The sequence below is a fragment of the Bradyrhizobium sp. SZCCHNGR1005 genome (assembly GCF_032489995.1).
In the GTDB taxonomy this organism is placed as follows: Bacteria; Pseudomonadota; Alphaproteobacteria; order Rhizobiales; family Xanthobacteraceae; genus Bradyrhizobium.
This window is the reverse complement of record NZ_JAUEZC010000007.1, coordinates 108,185-130,299: the sequence shown is the minus strand read 5'-3', so window position 1 is coordinate 130,299 and position 22,115 is coordinate 108,185. Positions and strand designations below refer to the sequence as shown.

Annotated in this window: 23 protein-coding genes, 1 tRNA gene and 2 pseudogenes; 13 read left to right on the top strand and 13 right to left on the bottom strand. The window is 62.5% G+C overall.

Annotated elements, in window-relative coordinates:
* Positions 1-129: 129 nt before the first annotated feature.
* The 3 genes and pseudogenes from QXZ85_RS26260 to QXZ85_RS26250 all read left to right on the top strand — a co-directional run.
* A complete protein-coding gene (locus QXZ85_RS26260) occupies positions 130-1,500 on the top strand; it encodes an FAD-binding oxidoreductase (protein WP_315701431.1) in 1,371 nt (456 codons plus the stop codon).
* Positions 1,501-1,510: 10 nt separating this feature from the next.
* Positions 1,511-1,909: a Rid family hydrolase gene (locus tag QXZ85_RS26255; RefSeq protein WP_315701432.1), complete on the top strand. Its 399-nt coding sequence runs from the start codon at positions 1,511-1,513 to the stop codon at positions 1,907-1,909.
* A 274-nt stretch (positions 1,910-2,183) separates the two neighbouring features.
* Positions 2,184-2,360 (top strand): annotated as a pseudogene (locus QXZ85_RS26250) (integrase core domain-containing protein); the annotation flags it as partial.
* Between the two features lie 96 nt (positions 2,361-2,456).
* Here the strand turns inward: QXZ85_RS26250 and QXZ85_RS26245 are convergent.
* Positions 2,457-2,690, bottom strand: a complete 234-nt coding sequence (locus QXZ85_RS26245) for a helix-turn-helix transcriptional regulator (protein ID WP_315701433.1) — start codon at positions 2,688-2,690, stop codon at positions 2,457-2,459.
* A 549-nt stretch (positions 2,691-3,239) separates the two neighbouring features.
* Here QXZ85_RS26245 and QXZ85_RS26240 point away from each other — a divergent pair.
* Complete coding sequence (locus QXZ85_RS26240; protein ID WP_315701434.1) at positions 3,240-3,515, top strand: hypothetical protein; 276 nt, start codon at positions 3,240-3,242, stop codon at positions 3,513-3,515.
* Between the two features lie 133 nt (positions 3,516-3,648).
* On the opposite strand, the gene QXZ85_RS26235 is transcribed toward QXZ85_RS26240, so the two are convergent.
* Positions 3,649-4,086 carry a hypothetical protein gene (locus QXZ85_RS26235; RefSeq protein ID WP_315768995.1) on the bottom strand — a complete coding sequence of 146 codons (438 nt, stop codon included), beginning with the start codon at positions 4,084-4,086 and terminating at the stop codon, positions 3,649-3,651.
* Here QXZ85_RS26235 and QXZ85_RS26230 point away from each other — a divergent pair.
* A pseudogene (locus QXZ85_RS26230) lies at positions 4,072-4,407 on the top strand (tyrosine-type recombinase/integrase); the annotation flags it as partial. The gene QXZ85_RS26235 and the pseudogene QXZ85_RS26230 overlap by 15 nt on opposite strands.
* A 189-nt stretch (positions 4,408-4,596) precedes the next feature.
* On the opposite strand, the gene QXZ85_RS26225 reads toward QXZ85_RS26230, so the two are convergent.
* Positions 4,597-4,671 (bottom strand) — tRNA-Glu (locus QXZ85_RS26225).
* Between the two features lie 208 nt (positions 4,672-4,879).
* Positions 4,880-5,218 (bottom strand): hypothetical protein, encoded by a 339-nt coding sequence (locus QXZ85_RS26220; protein WP_315701436.1) that lies wholly within the window; start codon positions 5,216-5,218, stop codon positions 4,880-4,882.
* Between QXZ85_RS26220 and QXZ85_RS26215 the strand changes: the two genes are divergently transcribed.
* Together QXZ85_RS26215 and rpoH are read left to right on the top strand one after the other, a co-directional pair.
* Positions 5,217-6,269 carry an RluA family pseudouridine synthase gene (locus tag QXZ85_RS26215; RefSeq protein ID WP_315744627.1) on the top strand — a complete coding sequence of 351 codons (1,053 nt, stop codon included), beginning with the start codon at positions 5,217-5,219 and terminating at the stop codon, positions 6,267-6,269. The two genes, QXZ85_RS26220 and QXZ85_RS26215, sit on opposite strands and share 2 nt — an antisense overlap.
* Before the next feature lie 219 nt (positions 6,270-6,488).
* Positions 6,489-7,388 carry an RNA polymerase sigma factor RpoH gene (gene rpoH, locus QXZ85_RS26210; protein ID WP_315703097.1) on the top strand — a complete coding sequence of 300 codons (900 nt, stop codon included), beginning with the start codon at positions 6,489-6,491 and terminating at the stop codon, positions 7,386-7,388.
* Positions 7,389-7,457: 69 nt separating this feature from the next.
* Here rpoH and QXZ85_RS26205 read toward each other — a convergent pair whose 3' ends face one another.
* Positions 7,458-8,684 carry a GGDEF domain-containing protein gene (locus tag QXZ85_RS26205; protein WP_315769031.1) on the bottom strand — a complete coding sequence of 409 codons (1,227 nt, stop codon included), beginning with the start codon at positions 8,682-8,684 and terminating at the stop codon, positions 7,458-7,460.
* A 297-nt stretch (positions 8,685-8,981) separates the two neighbouring features.
* Between QXZ85_RS26205 and QXZ85_RS26200 the strand changes: the two genes are divergently transcribed.
* On the top strand, positions 8,982-9,128 hold the full coding sequence (locus QXZ85_RS26200; protein ID WP_315701440.1) for a hypothetical protein: 147 nt from the start codon (positions 8,982-8,984) through the stop codon (positions 9,126-9,128).
* Between the two features lie 73 nt (positions 9,129-9,201).
* Here the strand turns inward: QXZ85_RS26200 and QXZ85_RS26195 are convergent, their stop codons facing one another.
* Together QXZ85_RS26195 and QXZ85_RS26190 are read right to left on the bottom strand one after the other, a co-directional pair.
* Positions 9,202-9,813 (bottom strand): LysE family translocator, encoded by a 612-nt coding sequence (locus QXZ85_RS26195; RefSeq protein WP_315769032.1) that lies wholly within the window; start codon positions 9,811-9,813, stop codon positions 9,202-9,204.
* Between the two features lie 75 nt (positions 9,814-9,888).
* Positions 9,889-10,293, bottom strand: coding sequence for a response regulator (locus QXZ85_RS26190; RefSeq protein WP_315701442.1), 405 nt, complete (start codon positions 10,291-10,293; stop codon positions 9,889-9,891).
* A 175-nt stretch (positions 10,294-10,468) separates the two neighbouring features.
* On the opposite strand from QXZ85_RS26190, the gene QXZ85_RS26185 reads away from it, so the two are divergent.
* Positions 10,469-11,308 (top strand): SDR family NAD(P)-dependent oxidoreductase, encoded by an 840-nt coding sequence (locus QXZ85_RS26185; protein ID WP_316175109.1) that lies wholly within the window; start codon positions 10,469-10,471, stop codon positions 11,306-11,308.
* On the top strand, positions 11,305-11,526 hold the full coding sequence (locus tag QXZ85_RS26180; protein ID WP_315701444.1) for a hypothetical protein: 222 nt from the start codon (positions 11,305-11,307) through the stop codon (positions 11,524-11,526). Before QXZ85_RS26185 ends, QXZ85_RS26180 begins: the two co-directional genes overlap by 4 nt.
* Positions 11,527-11,750: 224 nt before the next feature.
* Here QXZ85_RS26180 and QXZ85_RS26175 read toward each other — a convergent pair whose 3' ends face one another.
* Both QXZ85_RS26175 and QXZ85_RS26170 read right to left on the bottom strand, forming a co-directional pair.
* Positions 11,751-12,851: an IS4 family transposase gene (locus QXZ85_RS26175; protein WP_315701243.1), complete on the bottom strand. Its 1,101-nt coding sequence runs from the start codon at positions 12,849-12,851 to the stop codon at positions 11,751-11,753.
* A 680-nt stretch (positions 12,852-13,531) separates the two neighbouring features.
* Complete coding sequence (locus QXZ85_RS26170) at positions 13,532-14,338, bottom strand: lytic murein transglycosylase (protein WP_315701445.1); 807 nt, start codon at positions 14,336-14,338, stop codon at positions 13,532-13,534.
* Between the two features lie 160 nt (positions 14,339-14,498).
* On the opposite strand from QXZ85_RS26170, the gene QXZ85_RS26165 reads away from it, so the two are divergent.
* Both QXZ85_RS26165 and QXZ85_RS26160 read left to right on the top strand, forming a co-directional pair.
* On the top strand, positions 14,499-15,011 hold the full coding sequence (locus QXZ85_RS26165; protein WP_315728878.1) for a hypothetical protein: 513 nt from the start codon (positions 14,499-14,501) through the stop codon (positions 15,009-15,011).
* Positions 15,012-15,387: 376 nt separating this feature from the next.
* A complete protein-coding gene (locus QXZ85_RS26160) occupies positions 15,388-15,720 on the top strand; it encodes a hypothetical protein (protein ID WP_315728879.1) in 333 nt (110 codons plus the stop codon).
* Positions 15,721-16,079: 359 nt separating this feature from the next.
* On the opposite strand, the gene QXZ85_RS26155 is transcribed toward QXZ85_RS26160, so the two are convergent.
* Complete coding sequence (locus QXZ85_RS26155; protein WP_315764555.1) at positions 16,080-16,454, bottom strand: thiol-disulfide oxidoreductase DCC family protein; 375 nt, start codon at positions 16,452-16,454, stop codon at positions 16,080-16,082.
* 224 nt (positions 16,455-16,678) lie between these two features.
* Between QXZ85_RS26155 and QXZ85_RS26150 the strand changes: the two genes are divergently transcribed.
* A complete protein-coding gene (locus tag QXZ85_RS26150; protein WP_315701449.1) occupies positions 16,679-16,915 on the top strand; it encodes a hypothetical protein in 237 nt (78 codons plus the stop codon).
* Between the two features lie 171 nt (positions 16,916-17,086).
* Here the strand turns inward: QXZ85_RS26150 and QXZ85_RS26145 are convergent, their stop codons facing one another.
* The 3 genes from QXZ85_RS26145 to rpoD all read right to left on the bottom strand — a co-directional run bounded on the left by QXZ85_RS26145 (position 17,087) and on the right by rpoD (position 21,918).
* Positions 17,087-17,626 (bottom strand): helix-turn-helix transcriptional regulator, encoded by a 540-nt coding sequence (locus QXZ85_RS26145; protein ID WP_316228793.1) that lies wholly within the window; start codon positions 17,624-17,626, stop codon positions 17,087-17,089.
* A gap of 358 nt (positions 17,627-17,984) precedes the next feature.
* Positions 17,985-18,923 (bottom strand): DUF817 domain-containing protein, encoded by a 939-nt coding sequence (locus QXZ85_RS26140; RefSeq protein ID WP_316175107.1) that lies wholly within the window; start codon positions 18,921-18,923, stop codon positions 17,985-17,987.
* Between the two features lie 868 nt (positions 18,924-19,791).
* Positions 19,792-21,918 (bottom strand): RNA polymerase sigma factor RpoD, encoded by a 2,127-nt coding sequence (rpoD, locus tag QXZ85_RS26135; protein ID WP_315701452.1) that lies wholly within the window; start codon positions 21,916-21,918, stop codon positions 19,792-19,794.
* Positions 21,919-22,115 lie beyond the last annotated feature (197 nt).

Sequence of the window (22,115 nt, the reverse complement as noted above, 5' to 3'; positions counted from 1 at the left end):
CGATCCCACGTTGCGATCTCGGCAAGATTTTTTGCACCGGCAACTTCCCTATAAATGCGACTTGCATATAATGCAAGTAATTTTTATTATCTGCAAGCGATGATGATGGGAAACCTGGAAACAACTGCGATGACGCATTTCGTCGATCCGAATTCGCGGCACGAGCCGATAGGAATTCGGCTCTCGGATCTCTCCGAAGGTCGCACCAAATATTGGACGACGCAGGCAATTCCATATTGGTGGCGCGCCGCTGTGCCGCGCACCGGCCCTTGGCCCGCCCCACCAAAGAAGGCTGACGTCGTCGTTATCGGGGCAGGCTTCTCAGGCCTTTCCGCTGCCCTCGTACTTGCTCGTGCCGGAAGACAAGTGGTCGTCGTCGACGCCTTCGTTCCCGGTTATGGCGCAAGTACACGCAACGGCGGTCAGATCGGCAGCGGAAATCAGAAATTTCGGGTAAAAACCCTCGTCGAAATGAAGGGCGAGCGGAAAGCAGTTGAACTGCTGCACGAAGGCGTCGAGATGCTCGACGGCATCGAAGCTCTGATCAAGGAAGAGAAGATCGACTGCTCTTTCGTCCGATGCGGGCGCTTTCGCGGCGCTATGCGCGTAGAACACTACGACACCATGGCGCGCGACATGCAGGATCTGAAACGCTACGCCAACGTCGATTCCTATATGGTCAATCGAGCCGAGCAGCACAAGGAGATCGGCACGGAGCTGTTTCACGGCGGATCCGTGTTGCCAATGGACGCGAGCCTGCATCCCGGCAAGTACCACAGCGGCCTCCTCGCTCGCGTTATTGATGCCGGCGGCACGGTGCATGGCCATCTGCCGGTCCGAGCAATCTCATCAGAGAGGAACGGGCACACGATCCACTTCGAGCGGTTCAGCATCCAGGCGCGCGACGTTCTCGTGGCTACCAACGGATACACGAAGAATGTCGGCGCCTTTTTCCGGAAGCGAATCGTCCCGATCCGCTCCGCGCAAATCACGACCGAGGAAATCGCACCCGATATCTTCACGCGGCTGATGCCGACAAGGCGCGCCTATGGAAATACGAACCGCGTGTTTTTCTATTTTCGCCCCGCCCCCGACGAGAACCGGCTGATCTGGGGCGGCCGATCAAATCATTTCGCAAGAGACTCGGTGCTGGCCGCCTATACGCATCTCGCCCACGACTTGCTGCGCACCTTCCCCATACTGGGAGAAGTGAAGGTGTCATACGCGTGGAGCGGCCTCATCGGCTACACGTATGATGAATTTCCCCACCTCGGCCGTTCTCCAGACGGACTCTATTACGCAATGGGCTACTGCGGGACGGGCGTGTCGCGCTCGACGCATTTTGGCCGGAAGATCGCCTTGCAGATGCTCGGAAAGCCGGAGGGCCGGTCCGCCTTCGACGAGCTCTCGTTTCCGAGCCACACCTTCCACGCATTCGCCAAGCCTGCCGTTCCCTTCGTCGAAGGCTGGTATCGTCTGCGCGATGCAACAGGACTATAAAGGAGTCAAAATGATCACTATTCCCGAAAGCAAAGCGAAGCGCCAGAACATCTCATCGGGCGGAGCATACGAGAACGTCTTTGGCTATTCCCGCGCCGTCGCAAAAAACGGCCAGGTTCACGTATCCGGCACATGTGCGCCCGCCAGCTTCGAAGGACGCAACGCCTACGAGCAGGCGAAGGCCGCCCTGGAGACGATTGCGTCGGCCCTGGCGGCCGCGGGCGCCGCCCTCGGCGACGTTGTCCGGACCGTCGTGTACGTTCGGAACATTGCCGATGCCGACCAAGTCGCGCAGGCGCACCTGGAGATATTCGCCTCCATTCGCCCCGCATCGACCCTGGTGCAGGTCACCTCGATGCTGCGTTCGTGGCAGCTCGTTGAAATCGAGGTCTACGCTCTGATGGAATGAGTATCTTGAGAACTGGTTCCGGCGGGAAGGTCGTCGCTTGCGTTTGGCCATCATAATGAGCCGGCGCCGCGCGACGCTCCCGGCGTGAAGGCGTGGAGCCCCAAACGTTCTCGTCGTCACGCACGGCTGCCTGTTCCTTCTCCGTTAGCCCCCTCGGAGAGCGTGCTGGCAGTCGCGGCGAGGCACTCGACCGGCTCGTCGTCGGTTTGCTTTCGTGATCAACGCCTGGCGGAAGATCAGGGCGGCTCGGGGATATTCGCCCTTCTCGACGACCGGACGCTTCCGGGAGGAATGCCTCAACACCCACTGGTTCCTGAGCCTTGCCGACGCCCAGGAAAAGGTAGAGACTTGGCGTAGGTACTATAACGAAGAACGTCCCCATGGCGCGATCGGCAACAGACCGCCGATTTTGCTGCAAAACCACGCTGGCGCAACCAGCCCGCCACCGTGATAAGAGGCGCAAAACTCTAGTTCTGGGTGGTCTAAAGTTCGGTCTCACTGCATGGGCTTTCGCAGTATCGGTGTCCCCGAGCTGTTGCAGAGGACGCTACTCCTTTTCTCTCTTCGACTGAGCGTCGGGCTTTAGTAGGTCGAGATAGTCCACATCGAGTGCGACCGATAGCTCGTAAATCGTCACGACCGTCGGGTTGCGCTGCCCCTTTTCCAGGCCGCTAATGTACTGCTGGCTGAAGCCAGAAATCTCCGCCAGCCTCTCCTGAGTCATATCTTTGCTTTTTCGGATCCGCAGAACGTTGCGGCCAACCAACCGACGCATGTCCATGAGCTGAAGTCAGCCCATTGCGCGCGCGCTTTTTATCAACTATAGTATGTATCCACTAAAGTGTGTAGCGCTTGATCGGATTATGAGGACGTTCCGTGTCGCGAAGTCGTTTCGGCGAACCGAATCCGCAAGGTCGTGCCGTAGCAGTGAGCGCGATTGAACATGGCAACGTGGTCATTACAGTTGCGAGCCTAGCCTGCGAGCGCGTCGTGTCCGCCGCCCCCGTCTGCAGCTTCATAACCACGATTATGGGTGGTCCGCTTCGCGGCGAGACGTGGCAGAGCAGAACGTGGAGCAACATGATTCGAAGTCACTCAGACGCTGTATCTCGCGTCTCCGAGCTCCTCGTGGCTGAGCACGATAACGCCTCGCAGGCAGACGATGAGCACCCGCGATAGAGCCCTTGAACCCCACCCTTTTGCTTCCGATAGCGCGACGACACTTCCGAAAGACGCAAAGGCCTTCACTCTTACCTGATCCGGAGCCTAGACACATCCGCCGGCGTTTTTTCTGGCAGGTGCACAGGGCTTCGGAAAGGGTATCCGATCGATGCCAAGGCAGACGGCTCTCCCTTCATCACTGAAGCCGCGCCTCATTACTCGCGAGGCGGCAGCCGCCTACATCTGCGTTTCCGCCAACGTCTTTGATCAGATGGTGCGAACAGGTACTATGCCGAGGCCCAAACTTCTCGGCGGGCGCCGGAAAGCATGGGACGTCCGAGAACTGGATACCGCCATTGATCTGCTGCCTTCGGATGGCAATGATCTTGGCCTTGACGAGACGTGGAGTGATGTCGATGCCTCGAAGGTTGCCGCCATACGTTGAGCGCAATCACGTCAAGGGGCATACGTATCTGTCATTTCGGCGCGGCAAAGGTGGGCGCATTCGCCTACCAGATGACCCGACCAGTCCTGAGTTCATGTCGGCCTACCGAGACGCCCTCCTCGGTCAAGCGACATCATCGAGGCCCGAACTCCGATCTCCAGCTCCAGGCACAATTTCCGCGCTGATCGCCTCTTACATGCGAAGCTCCGAATACATCGGCCTCCGTAAGACGAGCAAGGAGGGTTACGGCAGACGCCTCGAAGCACTCAGAATTGAGCATGGTCATCGGAGCGTCGCTGGACTTTCTCGTGAGCGCATCATCACGGGCATTCTTCAGCCCTTCGCCGATCGGCCCGGTGCAGCTCTCGATACACTCAAGAAACTTCGCATTCCGATCCGTCACGCCATCAACATCGGATGGATCAAGCACGATCCGTCGCTTGGAATAAAACGACCCAAGCTTCAGCGCATCAGATCTTGGACCGAGGATGAGATCTAGCTTTTCCGCAAGAAGTGGCCGCTGGAAACCAAACAACGGCTGGCCTTCGAACTGTTCTTGAACACGGGCCAACGACGTTCGGACGTGGTCCGCATGGCATGGTCCCACATCGCGCCCGAAAACAGAATCGCCGTCGCGCAGCAGAAGACAGGACGACGGCTATTAATTCCGCTCCACCGTGACCTGCTTTCAGCCTTGGCCGTCGCCAAGCGTGACCACGTGTCCATCATCACGACCGCCTACGGCCAGTCCTTCAGCGTTGACGGATTCAGCCAATGGATGCGCGATGCCATTACTGACGCGGGCCTGCCGCTCGGTTGTCAGCCGCACGGTTTGCGGAAGGCGACCGGCCGCCGCCTGGCTGAGGCTGGCGCAACGGCGAAGATGATCATGTCCGTCCTTGGCCACACCACTCTTGCAGAGGCTGAGCGATACACTGAGGAGGCTGATCAGGCGAGCCTTGCGGTCGATGCTCTGGCACGCCTGGAGGGACACAAGGCGAACGACTTTCCCCAAACGCAATCTGCTGGTTTGGGAAAACCGACCAAAAGCCCAAGAAAATCAGCGGGGGTAAAGCAGAACTGGCGCTCCCTAGGGGAATCGAACCCCTGTTTCAGCCTTGAGAGGGCCGCGTCCTAACCGCTAGACGAAGGGAGCGTGAGGTGAACCGAATAGCCTCGAAATCGGCGCACCGCAAGACGGGCGGCGGAATTATCCGTGAGGTTGTCGGTGGGTGGGTTTTCCGAGGGGGGCGCCTCGTGGAGAGAACCCCCACCCCCAACCCCTCCCCGCAAGGGGGAGGGGGGCGCACCGCTGTCGCGGCGAGAGATCGCCCCGTATGACCGAAAAGATATCTTTTCCGCCCTCACGGCTCGACGGCGAAGCGCAGGCGGCCGGTGGGTTTCAGGGTTTTGGCGTCGTAGGTGCGGATTTCGGTGGTGCCGCCGACGTCCAGGGTCACGGCGAGGCGGTCGCCGGCCGTGGCGGTCGCGACGATCCGGGCGCCCTTGGGCAGCACGGCCGTGATATCGGGGCCGGACGCGGCGCTTCCCTCGCCCTTGAAAAGGCGGTAGCCGATGGCAACCAGCAGGACGGCGATCGCGACCGACGTCGTCACCCCTGCAATCATCATCATGCGCCGCAGCCGTGCCATCAGCTGAGCCTGCTCGGGGGATGATGCGTCCGGCGCAACGGTAGTGTTCATGGAAATCTCGGCTTCTCGTCCTCAAGGATCGGTCAGGGTCGTCGTCGCCGGCGACGAGGGCTCGTCGCGGCTCGACCGCGTACTAGCAAGCAGGCTGCCGGAGCTGTCACGGTCGCGGCTGAAGGCGCTGATCCTGGCGGGCCAAGTCAGCATCGGTCAGGTCAGCATCGGCCGAACCAACCCCGGCCAAACCAGCCCCGTCGCGGTTCGTGACCCCGCTTACCATGTCGCGGCCGGCGACACGATCACAATCGACGTGCCGGAGGCGGTGGCGGCCGAGCCCGCGGCCGAGAACATCCCGCTTCATATCGTCTACGAGGACGAGGACATCATCGTCATCGACAAGCCGGCCGGGCTGGTGGTGCATCCCGCCGCCGGCCACGAGACGGGAACGCTGGTGAACGCGCTGATCGCCCATTGCGGCGCCAGCCTGTCCGGCATCGGCGGCGTCAAGCGGCCGGGTATCGTCCATCGCCTCGACAAGGATACATCGGGGCTGATGGTGATCGCCAAGAACGACATGGCGCATCAATCCCTCAGCGCCCAGTTCGCCGATCACGGCCGCACCGGGCTGATGGAACGCGGCTATCTGGCCTTTGCCTGGGGCGTGCCGCACCGTCAGTACGGCACGATCGATGCGCCGATCGACCGCCACCCGCACGCCCGCGAGAAGATGGCCGTGCGCGAGCGCGGCCGCCACGCCGTCACCCATTACGAGGTGCAGGAAACCTTCAACGGCCGCGACGGCAAGCCGGTCGCCGCTCTTTTGGCCTGCCGTCTCGAGACCGGCCGCACCCACCAGATCCGGGTGCACCTGGCGCATCTCGGCCACCCGCTGCTTGGCGACGCTGTCTATGGCCCGCATTTCAAGACCAAGGCGAGCCAGCTCAGCCCGGCGGCCCAGGCCGCGCTCGCGTCCCTCGGCCGCCAAGCGCTACATGCATACCTTCTGGTAATAGAACACCCCAGAACCGGCGAGCTGATGCACTGGGAATCCGAGCTTCCGCCCGATCTGGCAGCTTTGCGAGGCGCGCTGGGGGCGGCGCTATGACGCAGACTGTTGAGAAAAACGTAAGTATGACAATATGTTATGGCAGCCACACGGGGACGTGACCCCTGTTATCCTTCCACCCGCGGATGATTTTAGTGTATGTTGCGTCCGCGTCGAATACCCGACGCAAGGAACATCGCAAGCTGGCCGGCTTTAAGAAAGCGACCGTCTTGCCTGGCCCGCCGCTATCGGGGGCCTGAACCAACTGGAGGGCGCTCAATGGCCCGTACAGCTACTTTACCGGTTCTCAATGGAGAATCCGGACTTTCTCGCTACCTCGCCGAAATCCGCAAGTTCCCGATGCTGGAACCGCAGGAAGAGTACATGCTTGCCAAACGTTGGCGCGAGCATGACGACAGCGACGCAGCGCAGCGACTCGTGACCAGCCACTTGCGGCTCGTGGCCAAGATCGCCATGGGCTACCGCGGCTATGGCTTGCCGATATCCGAAGTCGTCTCGGAAGGCAATGTCGGCCTGATGCAGGCTGTGAAAAGGTTCGAGCCCGAGAAGGGATTTCGTCTTGCCACCTACGCCATGTGGTGGATCAAGGCGTCAATACAAGAGTACATCCTGAGATCCTGGTCGCTCGTGAAGATGGGCACCACGGCGAACCAGAAGAAGCTGTTCTTCAACCTGCGCAAGGCCAAGAGCCGGATCTCCGCGCTGGACGAAGGCGATCTTCACCCCGATCAGGTCAAGCTGATCGCCAAGCGGCTCGGCGTGACCGCTCAGGATGTGGTCGACATGAACCGCCGCCTCGGCGGCGACGCCTCGCTGAACGCGCCGATCCGCGACGACGGCGAGGCGGGCGAATGGCAGGACTGGCTGGTCGATACCTCGCCCAACCAGGAAGCCATCATGGCCGAGCACGAGGAGTATGATCACCGCCGCGCGGCGCTGAACGGCGCGATCGGCGTGCTCAACCCGCGCGAACGCCGCATCTTCGAAGCGCGGCGGCTCGCAGAGGACCCGATGACGCTGGAGGATCTCGCCGCCGAGTTCGGCGTCTCTCGCGAGCGCGTGCGCCAGATCGAGGTTCGCGCCTTCGAGAAGGTGCAGTCGGCCGTCAAGGGCACGATCGCCAAGCAGGAAGCTGCAGCCTTGGAAGCTGCGCACTAAGCGCGGCTTCTGTCTGATCGCTCATCGGAAGCAATGAATGGAGCCGGCGGCGACGCCGGCTTTGCTGCATCAGGATGCCGAAGCGTCGTGGGCGATCTGTGCGCCCAGCAGGCCGGCGATCATATCGGGAGCAAGTGACGGAGCGCCGTCATGGAGCGCATAGCCGTTCTTGCCCTGCTTCTTCGCCACGTACAGCGCCTGGTCCGCGCGCGCGATCAAGCGGTCCGGAAAGGCCCCGACCTCGCCGCTCCATTCGGCGATGCCGATCGAGACGGCGATCGGGATGTCGGTGCCGGTACAAGCCTCCGCATCCTCGCGGCAGACCTGCAGCACGCGCCGCGCGATCATCTCCCCTTCGCGCAAGGTGGACGACGGCAACACGATGCAGAACTCGTCCCCGCCGGTCCGCGCAAGCATGTCCCCGGGCCGCAGCCGGGTCTGCGTCATCAAGGTGAAATGCTGCAGGCAGGCATCGCCCGCGGCATGGCCATAAGTGTCGTTGATGAACTTGAAGCCGTCGAGGTCGATCACAAGCAGCGCAAATGGCCGGCCCGAACGCTCCGAGCGCGCACATTCTTCGCCGAGCCGCAGCATCAGATGACGCCGATTGGCAACCCCCGTGAGATCATCGAGCAGCGCGAGATCGGCCACCTCATTACGGAGCCGGTCGACCGCCATCAGCAGGAAACCGAAATTGAGCGACATGGATAAGAAGATCAGGACCAGCACCGCGACGGACTGCACGGTGCTGGAGCGGCTGATGTTGAAGTCGAGACCTGTCAGGCTGCCGGCGACACGAAACATGAAAATCGCCATGAGCAGAATGGCGAGAACTCCGGCCAACCGCGCGCCGGGATTGACGCGGCCCTTCCGCGGGTCGAGCAGCCGCCGCGCGATCAGAAACACCGGTATGAACTGGCCGATCGAATACGCGACGATTCGCAGCGGCTGGCTGTCATAGACATAGACAAAGAACGCGACCGCAGCGCCGGTCAGCAAGACGGTGAGCACCGTATTCCGCCACGACACAGGTTGATCATAGAAGCGCTGAACGCCCATCGCGCTCAAACAGATCGCGAAGACGATCATGCCGCTGCCCAACAGCAGCGGCAACATCGCGTCAAAATAGATGCGCATCAGCGCGAGCGTCGCGCCCGCCGCGGCAACGAGCGCCGATCCGGTCCAAAAGCGGGCCGCTTCCAGGTTGGGGTAGCTGCGCAGGACGTAAGCCCAGATCAAGCCCAGCGCGAGAAAGTTGACGATGAAGGCCGTCCACAGGGTCGGGACGCTCAGCATGGCGATAACAGAACGCGCGCCCTGTCCCATCGATTTACAAAGGTGGTGGCCATGAGGATCCCTGACGATCGCGACACCATGGGGCGACGGGCTTAAAGGAACCTCAATGGCAAAACCGAGATTTCGCCGTGGTTTTGAATTGATGAAGACGGCGCGTTTGCCTCCCGTTAACGCTGTGCGCCGATCCCACGCCGTCATTACCTGCAACCGAGCTGTGGATAACGGCATGACGGAGCGGTGACAGAGTGAGGCAGCCGTTCGCGAATCTGCTGGGATCATTCCCCGAGGCTGTCGCACATGCGGGCGTCCGCTGTGCCGGCCTCGCGTCGCGTTTCAATCCATGAACTCCTGAACGAGGATCCGATGGCAAAGAAAGCGAAGAAGGCTGCGAAAGCGACCAAGAAGGCCGCCAAGAAGACCAAAAAGGCTGCCAAGAAGAAGTAGTTGCGCCACCCCTTCCCCGGGTGGGAGCGCGGCTTCCACCCGGGCTCTCACCATTATCCGAAATGGGATCGTCCTAGCGATCCGTCAAGGCGAGCCGGGCGCCGAGCAGCGCAAACCCGCCGGCGAAGGCCCGACGCATCCAGCCCATCACGTTCGGCCTGGTCACGACCGCGTCGCGGACGCGGGCGGCGAACAGCCCATAAAGCACGAAGACGACGAAGGTCATCGCCATGAAGACCGCGCTGAGCAGGAGCATCTCAGGAAACGGATGCGCCTCGTCGGCGGCGATGAACTGGGGCAGGAAGGCCAGGAAGAACATCGACAGTTTCGGATTGAGAATGTTGATCAGGAAGCCGGTGGCGATCACCTGACGGTGCGATTTCGCCTCGGCGCGCGCCTCGACCGAGAGCGCGCCGCTCTCCCGCAAGGTCTGCCAGGCCATGTACAACAGATAGAGCACGCCGCACCATTTCAGCGCGGCGAAAGCCAATGCGCTGGTGTGCAGCACGGCGGCGAGTCCGAAGATCGCGGCCAGCATCGCCGGGATGATGCCGAGCGTGCAGCCGAAAGCCGCGGCGATGCTCGCGCGTGCGCCCCGCGCGAGCGCCACAGAGAGCGTATACAGCACGCCGGTGCCGGGCGAGGCCACCACGATCAGCGAGGTCAGGAGAAATGCGATCGACATCAGAGGCCTCCGGCTGCACTCACCACGCTGCTATCACAGCGCCGGACCCGACGGAAGCATCCGGCAGCCATCCTGCTATTCGCGCCGCCGCGCCTCGGAAGGACCGGCGGCCGTGAGCGCCATTTCGGCCTCGCGCAGCACGTCCAGCGGCGCCCACGGCTTCGACCAGAACTTGGTGTCATCAGGCAACGGCTCCGCCAAAGGCCGGCCCGAGGTCACCACCACGTTGAGCCGCGGCTGGCGCTGCTTGGCGATATGCGCGAGCTCCACCCCGCTCATCCGTCCCGCCAGATTGACATCGGTCATCAACAGCACCACGCGATTGCCGGGCTTGCTGAGAACGAGCTCCGCCGCCTCCGCGCTCTCACAGGCGATCACGTCGTAGTCGCTCTCCTCCAGCAGCATGGTCACCATATCCCGCTGCGTGGGATCATCCTCCACGATCAGGGCCGTGGCGCGGAAGGGCTTCGACTGTCCCATGCGTGTGCCTCCAAATTGTATCTTCACAAAGTAATGTGAGTTAAAAGCGGAACCGTCCGATGGTTCAGTTCCAATATCAAAAAGTCTCACGTCGCCGGCAACGCGTTGGAATACACGAGTCATCACGAACGCGAGGCGCGCGAGGAACAACAGGCGCAAGGGGGAGCAACAAACAATGACGACGATCAACGGAACGGCGGCGGCGGTGACAGGCGCCGCGAGCGGCATCGGGCGCGCGCTTGCACAAGAACTGGCGGCACGCGGCTGCGACCTCGCGCTCGCCGATCGCGACGAGGCCGGGCTGGCAAGCATCGCCGATGAGGTCGCCCGGCACGGCAGGAAGGTGACCACGCATCGGCTCGATGTCAGCGATGCCGGCGCGATCGGGGCGTTCGCACAAGCGGCAACCGGCGCGCACCCTTCGCTCAGCATCCTCATCAACAATGCCGGCGTCGCGCTGGCCGGGACCTTTGCCGAAATCTCGCAGGCCGACATGGAATGGCTGTTCAACATCAATTTCTGGGGCGTGGTGCACGGCACGCGCGCCTTCCTGCCGCATCTTTCGCAAAGGCCGCAAGCGCATATCGTCAATCTCTCCTCGATCTTCGGCATCATCGCGCCGCCCGGACAATGCGCCTATGCAGCGGCGAAATTCGCCGTGCGCGGCTTTTCCGAAAGCCTGCGGCATGAGCTCGCGATGGCACAAAGCCCGGTGAAGCTCTCGGTGGTGCATCCCGGCGGCATCGCCACCGCGATCGCGCGCAACGCCCGGTCCGGCAGCGGCATGACCGACAATGCGCGGCGGGCGCAGGCCATCGACCGCTTCGAGAAGCTCGCCAAGACGACACCGAAGGATGCGGCGCTGCGGATCATCAAAGGGATCGAACGCAACGAACCGCGCATCCTGATCGGCAGCGACGCGCGCTTCATGGATCTGTTGCAGCGTCTCATGCCGGGCACCTATTGGAACGTGATGGCGAGGCGGCTCGAGAAGGCGGCGGCGAAGGCGGGGTGACCGAACGATCCTGGCAGATCTTTCGTATCTGCAGTCATCATCCGCCACCGGGTCTCGCCTCCGGCGAGCCGGATGACAGGCTCCAGCGGATGATCCAATATTCCAGAGACAGCAATTATCTCTCGATGAGCCTCGGCGTGCTGGATGCCCCGCATGCGCGGGGCATGACGAACGAGTATGAGGCGGCATTCTCGCGACATGGCATGCCCGAGTCATGATCGATAATTTAGCGCCCTCTTCAAGCAGAGGGCGCAGGGAAGGCCGCATAGGCGTTAAGGTAGCGCGAGCATCGATTGATACTTGCGTTTTCGAGGAGGCTCGCGAAGGTGGCGCCCCAACGCGCGTTTTCTGCGGCGCAAGCAACGGATGGTTGGTTGTGGAATGATTGCTTGCAGCAAGGATGCAACGAGCTGCTGCAGGACCCGCCAAGCGCCAGGCGTCGTTAAGCGGCCTGCGTCCAGTGGGGAGAGTCCTCGAAGTCGCTGGCAAGCGGCTCGAGCAACAGGATGATCAGGAGGTGGGCCAGCAGGTAGGGCTTGGCAGAGCGCGGATCGGTTCCTGGCGGCGTCTTGAGGCCAATCAGACTCTTCAGTCGCTTGAACCCAAGCTCGATCCGCCATCGCAATCGATAGAGCGCAAGCACATCTTTGGTGGAGAACTCGTCCCGCGCGAGCGACGTGATCAGAATGACCCAATCCGCAGCCTCCAAAGTTTCTTTGGAGATGATGCGGTTTTCATCTTTTGCGTCTTGCCGGGCTTTACGCCGAGAAGCAGCAGCCGCACCGGTGGGCTTCTTGATTGCGACCAGACGCATAGCCAGAGGCGCGCCGCCCTTGCGCTTGATCCAAATCTCCCGATCGACCAGTCCGCGCGCCTTCGCGGCACGCAATTGGGCCATCAGATCGAACGGAAGGCCTTTGGCGTCAAGCCAACGTGCGTTCTTCCAGCCCGCTCGGATCAAAACGTCGGCCCCGGCTTCGCGGACGGCCGCAATGCGGTCAGGTTGCAGATAAGCGCGGTCAGCAATGCGGATCTCGTTCTTGACCACTGGTATCCGGTCAAACGTTTCGCCCTCTTGCTGATCTGTCAGCTCGAAGTGACCAAAGCGCTCATAGGGCAGATCAAATGCGCTATGAACGCGCCAAAGCTCACTGTTCTTGCGCGCAGCCGGTCCCGCCTGAGGCACTGTCGTCGCATCGATGATGCGGATCAGGCGGCCTTGGCTCGCCTTCGGAGCTGCCGCAGCGAGCAAGCCCTCCACCAGCACCGCAAACCAATCACCACATTGACGCAGCCGATAGAACAACGCCACGCTGGTGAGGTCGGCAAGGCCAACAGAAGCCGCCCATGCGGCTGTCGATCTCAGCCCTCTTTCACCCAAACAATAGGCCAGCATCAGCCGAAGTAACGTCACCGCATCTGGAATCTGCCGCCGACGCGCGAAGGCCTTCGTCTGGCGCGCAGTTTTCTCGAGCTGCGCAGCCCCGCCCAGCTGCGCAACCACTCTCGTCCAGTCCTCGTTCAGGAGCGATTCGTCTGCCATCCCCTGTTCGAATCACGGCGGATTCCAACACTCAAGCATAAACTTAACGCCTATGGGGAAGGCCGGGTGCTGACCGCACCCATGGCTCGCGTGCAGAGAAAGCACGCGGCAGAACCACAGGTACGGGCCGAACAACCGGCCTTCCCTGCGCGATGGTTTACGGCTTATACGTGATCTCCCCGGGGACCGGCTTTCTTGCCCCCGTCGCGACGATGCGCCAAGGCGCATCGCGCAGGCGTCAGCACCGGGACGCCAGGACCACACGATTTCGCCGTCCGCGCTCACCTCGTTCGTCCGCGCGCAAGCTGCGCGCTGCGGGTGATCGCGTCCATCGCATCTCAGGCCCGACACTCGTGACGGTCGCGAGGCGTCCCTCTTGTGGGCCGAGACGCGAGGGATTCTGCAGGTGATTTGCCCGACGACGCAAGCCGACGTGACGCGACAGATTGGCACGACGGGCAATCTGCGCATTGGGCGTATGCGCATGCTCAAGGTCGTCTTCCGGGACAGCCCAGCGGGCCGGGGCCCGGAATCCATGGCCACATGGCCAACGCTGTTAGTACGGACTGCGGGGAGTACAGTCAGCAGGCGAGAGCGCGGCATCCGCCGGTGGTTATGGATTCCTGGCTCGTCGCTGCGCGACGCCCCGGAATGACGTGGAGGGTGGGAGGCAACTCCCTTCAGCGTCCCATCAGCTGATCGGCGAAGTACGCGATGGTCTTGCGGTAGATCACCGCCCTGTTCCACTCGCGCATCGCCTCGAAATTGGCGCTGCCTTCCTCATAGGATGCGCCCATCTTGAAGCCGTTGGTGTGGAGCAGGTTCGCAGTCGAGGCCAGCACGTCGGCCACGCTGTGGCGCAGATCGACCCGGCCGTCGCCGTCGAAGTCGACGCCGTATTTGATGTAGGACGACGGCAGGAACTGCGTCTGACCGATCTCTCCCGCATAGGCGCCGATCAAATCGCGCAAGGGCAGATCGCCGCGCTGGATGATCTGCAGAGCCGCCAGCAATTCGCCCTGGAACAGCTCGCTGCGGCGGCAGTCATGCGCCAGCGTGGCGAGCGTGCGGACCACCGGCAGCTTGCCCATGTCGCCGGTGCCGAAGTCGCTCTCCAGCCCCCAGATCGCGACCAGGATCTGCCGCGGCACGCCATATTGCTGCTCGATGCGCGCCAGCAGCGCCGCGTGGCGCTGCAGCCGGGCGCGAGCGCCGTTGATGCGGCCGGGGCCGACGCGGGTCGCGACATACTGCTCGAAGGTCTTGTTGAAGGTATAGCGCTGGCGGCGGTCGAAGGCGAGCACGCTGGGATCGATCGTCACGCCCGACAACGCTGAGCTGATCGTGCTGGAGGAGATGCCGGCCGCCTGCGCATCCGCCGACACATTGGCGATGAAGGAGTTGAAATCGCCGCCACAGCGGGCGGCCTGCGCGGACGTTGCCGCAACACAGGCCGCGAACAACACAGCCAGACGACGGATCAGCATGCACAGTCCTCATGATCGGTATCGGGAAGCGGATCATGCCATGGCCGCAACGGTGGCGTCAAAACGGCAGAGATCGCAATCCCCGCCCGGAATGCGCTTGATCCGCGTCAATACTACGCCACCGCTCGCCCTTAAGCTCGCCGCCAAAAGGAGAGACGCCATGATCGGAATTACCCTGACCGCCGACCAGATCCGCAGTGCCCCGCCGGAGGTGCGGCGCTGGATCGAGCATCAGGTGCTGGCCGGACTCGGGCTCGCTGCGGATGCGCCGCCGCAGCCGACGCTGCCGGCACAGAGCGCGCATCTGGTTGCCCTGAGCACCGACGACGCCGCGAAAGTGCTTTCGCAGATCGAAGGCATGCTGCCGGCTGTCAACGTCTTCTTCGAATTCGCCCGGCCCGGCGTCTCGCTCGGCCAGCCGCCGGTGATGATGGTCCGCCTGATCGACATCCTGCATCACACGCGGCTGCAGAACATCGGCCAGGTCATGGCATGCCTGGAAGTGATCAACCGCGCGCTCGCCGAAGTCAGGCACGATCCGTCGGTGCGCTTCTGCGGCTTCGACAATGAGGGCCATTGCCTGATCGCCCCCGAGACGCAGCGCGCGATCGCGAGCGTGTGGCAGACCGTGATCGCCAAGCAGCATGGCGTGGCCGAAGGCGAGGCGGCGTAGGTCGGGCTCGCCGCGAGCTCAACCCCAACAACATTGACGCCGTCGTTCCGGGGCGCCGTGAAGTCAGCGAAGTCGCGGACCCAGCGACGCCATTGCACAGCATGGAATCTCGCGCAAATCTCCATCGGTCATTCCGAGACGCGCTCGAAGAGCGCGGGCCCGGAATCCATAACCACAGGCCGGGAATTTGTTGCGCAGACCTTCCTCCATCGTGCTCGAAAATGTTTCCCTGTGGGTATGGATTCCGGGCTCGCTCGCTTTGCGAGCGCCCCGGAATGACGTGCCCCTATCGTGTACCGCGGAGCGGGCGCCGACCTTGAACGCGCTGCTATCGATGCTAGAGTTGATGCGCTCACACGATCACGGATGACGAGCGATGGCAAACCGGACGCCGAGAAAGCGCAGCCTGTTGCGGCTGCCGTTGTTTCGATTGCTGGCGATCAACCTGGCGCTCGGGCTCGGCATGGCCACGCTCCTGGTCGGCGGACTGCTCGCGCTCAATCCGGGCGGCCTGCGCCATCTGATCTTCACCGACCGTTCGCCCGGCGTCGCGCTCGGGCTGCTGTTGATGTCGTTCTTCATCACCTTCGGCTCGACCGCGATGGGCACCGCCATCATGGCGCTGGGCCGGCGCGAGGACGACGACGGCCCCCGTGGGGGCACCCGCGCCCATGCCGCCGCCGCGCTGGTGAAGGCGCAAGGGCACTAGGCCTGAGATGTTGCCGCACTGACGGAGAACTCCCCTCCCCCTTGCGGGGAGGGGTTGGGGGTGGGGGTCCACGCGCGCCGAACTTCGTTGGGTGCACCTGACATTTTCAAAACGCCGCGGGTCAAGGAACGCGGGATGCCATCCGGCCGCTTGCTCCAACGCGAGCTCAAGCACGCGCGCGGCTACGGTGACATTGTGCGCCGATGATCGCGGACCTCCCAACAGACCCCGCCCTCATCATGGTGAGTCGGACTCGTAGACCCCCACCCCCGACCCCTCCCCGCAAGGGGGAGGGGAGCGGACCGCAATCGCGGTGACAGGCTCCCCATCCAGTCGCGGGCTCGCCGCTCACCCGCTTCTCACCAATGTCCCTTCCATCTGTTCCAGGCGAACAGCGCGTCGGCAAAGCGGTCGTAGCCGAAGCGGGTGAGCGGCCGGATCACAGGGTTGCCGAGCAGCGTGGCGAGCCAGCCCTCGCCCGGCGTCAGCTTCCACAGCAGCAGCGCAACGTCCGCGCCCGTGATCAGCCGCCCCTCCTCGTCGGTCGCATGCAGCCGGCGCCTGACGTCATCGACATCGGCGCCGTGGGCGGCCAGCGCCTCCGGCTGCTCGTTGATGTCCCTGAACGCAACGCGGCCGGAACGCACCAGCGCCAGCAGCTTGTTGCGCTGCCAGTCGATCCCGGCATCGCAGACCGGACAGCGCGTGTTGTACCAGACGGTCAGTTGCGGCATGGACATGGGCGTCTCGTCGGCCTCGGTTTGCTGCCATCAAGGCACTTTCATCGGGCAAAATCGAGGAGTTTGCGGAGCGACCGGCCGGGCGCGGCGCTGGCGCGGCCACCCACTCCACGCCGGCGATTCTGCGAAACTCATATGACGGGCCGCGCAAATTCGGGCAGGGGATAGGCATTTTCTTGCGTTGACCGGGCTGGCCTCCCCGCCGTAAACGGCCTGCTATGGCGAAAAAACCCGGCAGCAATCCCAAAGGCGAATTCGCCTTCTTCAACGTCACGTACGAGGACGGCTCGCAGCGTTCCAACCGGCGGGTGCCGGCCGAGCTGCTCGGCGGCCTCGACGGCGACGAGCCGGCGCGCGGCTTCATCATGGAGCAGGACCGCGAGATCGCCGAAAAATCCGGCCGCCCGCCGCTGCAGATCAAGAGCCTTGCCCGCGTCGGCGCGAAGAAGAAGTAGCACAGCCTCAGCTCCGTAGGGTGGGCAAAGCGCGAAGCGCGTGCCCACCGAGATCCGTGCGCCCTCTAGACGGCGGGAACGGCGCCGGTTGATCGACGGCGCAAGCTGCAACAGCGGACACGCGCCTTTGCCCACCCTATATCCGCTGCATGACATCGATTTGCCAGCCGATCACGCGACCTTAAACGCCTGCACCGCCTGCTGCGCCCGCCGCTTCAGCCTATCCGCGAGATGCACCTCGCCCGCGCCGATCGCAGCGTTGGCTTCCTTGAGCACGCAGGCTTCGACCGATAGCTCGACGGGTACCTTCTGATTTGCAGCCATCCAATGCGCGACAGCGGCCCAGTCCCAAAGCGGACTGTCCGAGGTGACCTTGGCAACAGGCGCAGGAAAGTTCTTTCCCCGGCTTCCCTTGAAATAGTTGCTGATCGCAGCCCGCGTCAGGCCTGTCCGCTCCGCGATATCAGCAAGACTGACGAGCGGATCTGGTTCGATGCGATCGACCACGGCACCTGCCGCACGGACGTTCTCGATTGCGGACGCAACGGCTTGGTCGATCGTGTCGGCCTCCCGGGCAAAATCGAGGATGATATGTCCCTTCTGATAGGCCACGAGTGCATCGTCGCATCCGGCATCGTAAAACCGATCACCAAAATCGTCCGCCTCCGGATCAACGCCCGAGGCGATGATGCTGAACTCAAACGTCTTCATCATCTTCCTCCCTTATCCGGTGCGGGCAGCGATCGACCGCGCGTCTGATCTGCCTCGCATGATTGCCCGCATTTTTCGGCGTCCCGTTTACGACGACGTGGCATCGGTCGGCATGATCATGATGAAGGCAGTACATCCAACCCCAATGACCCATCTTGCGATACGTCCAGCCTAAGCTCTCCGAGTACTGAACTGCTTCCTCGACATCCTTCTTGGGATGTCTGGGTCTGTCCGCCATGGCCGAACCCGCATCAGGTTAAATGGAGAGCCGTTAACAATTGTCAACACAACGATTGCCCAAAAAGAACACAACATGAACAAACCAAACAGGCAATGAATGCGATCGCCGCAGGCATCTCTATGCCGCTTCTCGCTCCGGCTGCTGCGCTATCGCCCCCTCCTCCCGCACCTCCATCCCCCTCGGCCGGTTGATCAGGCTGACCAGCGTGTAGCTGATGATCAGGAGCAGAAACCACGAGCCGAGCTTGGCGGGCGGGACCATGGCCCAGCCATGCTCCTGCTGCGGATAGAGCCAGACGCGGGTGAAGGTGCCGATGTTCTCCGATAGCCAGATGAACAGGGACACGAGGATCAGCCCGAGCAGCAGCGGCATCGCGCGATGCACGCGCCAGACCCTGAAATGAACGGTGGCCGGGCCGATCATCAGCGCAGATACAACGAACAGCACGAGGCGCAGGTCGAAGCCGTAATGGTCGAGGAAGAAGTTGAAGTAGATCGCCGCGCTTAAGCCGATCAGCCGGCGACGCTGTGGATGATTGGTGAGGCGGAAATCGAACAGGCGCCAGACTCGGCAGAGATAACTGCCGATGCAGGAGTACATGAAGCCGGAGAACAGCGGCACGCCGCCGAGACGGATGAGGCTCGGCTCGGGATAGATCCAGGAGCCGGTCGCGGTCTTGAACAGCTCCATGGCGGTGCCGACGAGGTGATAAACGAGGATGACCTTGGCCTCCTCCCATGTCTCCAACCTTAAGGCCAGGAGCATGGCCTGGACGGCAAGCATGCAGAAAAAGAGGAAGTCGTAGCGGGCGAGCGGCGCGTGCGCCGGATAGAACTTCCAGGTCAGCAGCATCAGCGCCACCGCGATGCCGCCGAACAGGCAGGCGTAAGCCTGCTTCACGCCGAAGCGGAGGAATTCGTAGAGGGCTGCGGTCCAGGGCTTCCGCGCCGCGCGCGTCGCGAGCCGCGCTTCGGCGGCAATGAAGGGGCGCAGCGGCGCCCAGATGGCGGCGGCGCTGTCGTGCGCTGCGACCGATGAAAACTCGTCGTCATGCATGGGAGTCGGCGTCCGGTGAGACGCCAATTCCTAGCAGTGGATCGCCCAACGCCGTCTGCGCAAAGCTCAGCCTCTTGCGGCAAGGACACGGACATTTGCGGACAAGACGTCTTGTCGGCCAACCGTGACACCTCGACGCCGCCTTTCGGCGCGAGAGATTAGTGCACTGTCACTGTAACCTGTAGCGGCTGAGATCATTTGTTTTCCACGGATCAGGCAAATCGGACCTGTTGCAGTATCGGAAAGAGAACGTCCCGAATGACGTTGTCTCGGTAAACTCAGTCGGGGTCTGGATGGAATAAGTGGACCGGAACGTTTCCCACGTGCCCCCACGGCCCTGCATGTCGCGGCATTGCTGCACGAATTGATAGGAGCCATCGACCAGTTTTCGGATCACCGGCTTGCGGCACTCGACATGCGCCGCACCGAATGAGACACCGTCATAGAGCATTATGGTAGCATTTGAAGCCCGTTCGCACGGCGTATCACGCTGGACGTAATATCCGGGCCTCAGCGGCATCGACTCGGCCGATACTACCGATGTTGTTGCGAGCAAAGCCACAAAAGCAAGAGCGGCACGGCACTTCATCATCATCCTTCCTGACTGGACAAGATTTTTCAGCGGAATACCGAGGCGTCAATCGAGACGCCTCCCGGACTTCCAACTGGCGCGTGCGGCCAAGCTGCTCGGCCGTGTCGATGGCGAGCCCGCTCGCAATTGAGCGAGCAAAAAATATCGGACTTGGCCTAAGAAGCAAAGCGGCGGACCTTTCGGCCCGCCGCGGTTCTCTCGATTGCCGGGTCCCGCCTTCGCCAAGGCTACGGCAGGCAAGCAGGCCCGGCAATGACATTCAGAACTGACTGACGATCAGTTATCCAAGAAGCTCCGCAGCTTCCGCGACCTCGACGGATGCTTCAGCTTGCGCAGCGCCTTGGCTTCGATCTGACGAATGCGTTCGCGGGTGACCGAGAACTGCTGGCCGACCTCTTCCAGGGTGTGGTCGGTGTTCATGCCGATGCCGAAGCGCATGCGCAGCACGCGTTCTTCGCGCGGCGTCAAAGAAGCCAGCACGCGCGTGGTGGTCTCGCGCAGGTTGGACTGGATCGCCGCATCGATCGGCAGGATCGCGTTCTTGTCCTCGATGAAGTCGCCGAGATGGCTGTCTTCCTCGTCGCCCACCGGGGTCTCGAGCGACAGCGGCTCCTTGGCGATCTTCAGGACCTTGCGCACCTTCTCCAGGGGCATGCCGAGCTTCTCGGCCAGCTCCTCCGGGGTCGGCTCGCGGCCGATCTCGTTGAGCATCTGGCGCGAGGTGCGCACGATCTTGTTGATCGTCTCGATCATGTGCACGGGGATGCGGATGGTGCGGGCCTGGTCGGCGATCGAGCGCGTGATCGCCTGCCGGATCCACCAGGTGGCGTAGGTCGAGAACTTGTAGCCGCGGCGGTATTCGAACTTATCGACCGCCTTCATCAACCCGATATTGCCTTCCTGGATCAGGTCGAGGAACTGCAGGCCGCGGTTGGTGTATTTCTTGGCGATCGAGATCACGAGGCGAAGGTTGGCTTCCACCATCTCCTTCTTGGCCTGGCGCGCCTCGCGCTCGCCCTTCTGCACCGAGTGCACGATCTTGCGGAATTCGACGATCTCGAGCCCGGTCAGCGCCGCCAGCGACTGCACCTCCTGGCGCAGCTCCTTGATGCGGTCCTTCTCGTAATGGACGAAGTTCTTCCAGCCCTTGGCCGACAGTTTCGAGACGCGATTGAGCCAGCGCGGATCGAGCTCCGAGCCCTGGTAGTTGCGCAGGAAGTCCTCGCGCGCCACGCCATGGCTGTCGGACAGCCGCATCAGGCGGGTCTCGAACGAGACCAGCTTCTTGTTGATGTCGTAAAGCTGCTCGACCAGCGAGTCGATGCGGGCCTGGTTCAGCCGCAGCGACTTCACCTCGACGATGATCTCGTCCTTCAGCTTCTTGTACTTGCGCTCCTGCGAGGGCGAGAGCGACTCGCTCTGCAGCTGGTTCTGGATGTCCTGCTCCTGCAGGCGGCGCAGCTTCTTGTACTCGCTCGCGATCTTGTCGAAGGTCTCGACCACCTTCGGCTTCAGCTCGGCCTCGATGGCCGCGAGCGACATCTGGTTCTCGAACTCGTCGTCCTCCATGTCGGCTTCGGCTGCGGCCTCGCCCGGATCCTTTTCCTCCACGTCAGCGGCGGCAGGCGCGGGACGGAACGGGGTCGGCTGCGGGGGAGCGGCAGGCGGGGCGACAAGAGCCGGTGCGGCGCCTTGCGCCTCGGGCGGATCGGCCTCGGCCGTCTCGCCGTCACCGCCATTGGGCGCGGCAATCGCCGGGTTGAGTCCGCCCTTGGACTCCGGGCCGGCATAGGTGGCTTCGAGATCGATGATGTCGCGGAGGAAGATCTTGCCTTCGTTGAGCTCGTCGCGCCAGATGATGATGGCCTGGAAGGTCAGCGGGCTTTCGCAGAGCCCTGCGATCATCGCCTCGCGGCCGGCCTCGATGCGCTTGGCGATCGCGATCTCGCCCTCGCGCGAGAGCAATTCCACCGTGCCCATCTCGCGCAGATACATGCGCACGGGATCGTCGGTGCGTTCGCCCGGCTCGGACTTCTTGACCTCGGTGACGGCCTTCTGCGTGATCTCGACGAGCTCGTTGTCGGTCTCGTCCTCGGCCTCGTCCTTGTCCTCTTCGCCCTCGGCGTCCTCGGCCTCGGTGACGTTGATGCCCATGTCGGAGAGCATCGACATGATGTCCTCGATCTGCTCGGGCGAGGTGGTGTCGGACGGCAAGACTTCGTTGAGCTGATCGAAGGTCACGAAGCCGCGCTTCTTGGCCTGCTTGATCATCTTCTTGACGGCGGCGTCCGACAGGTCGAGCAACGGGGAAGGCGCATCGGTGGCGTCCTTCTCAGGCGTATCCACCGCCTTGTCGTCCTTTTCCTTGTCTTTCACCTGCAGCGTCTTTGCCTTCGTGGCCATTCATTGCTCCCGAAACGCGCCCGCTTTGCCTGTGGCAATCTCGCACCTTGGCATTGCGGCACCCGCCTGATCTACTTACTGTCCTCGACGCGGAAAGGGTGGCGCACTTTTACGTCGCCACCCCCTAATTTCTGTCACCGGTGTGTCGCTTTAAGGCCCGGCGAAAGCTTTTTTGCACACGGCATGGTCTTACCATG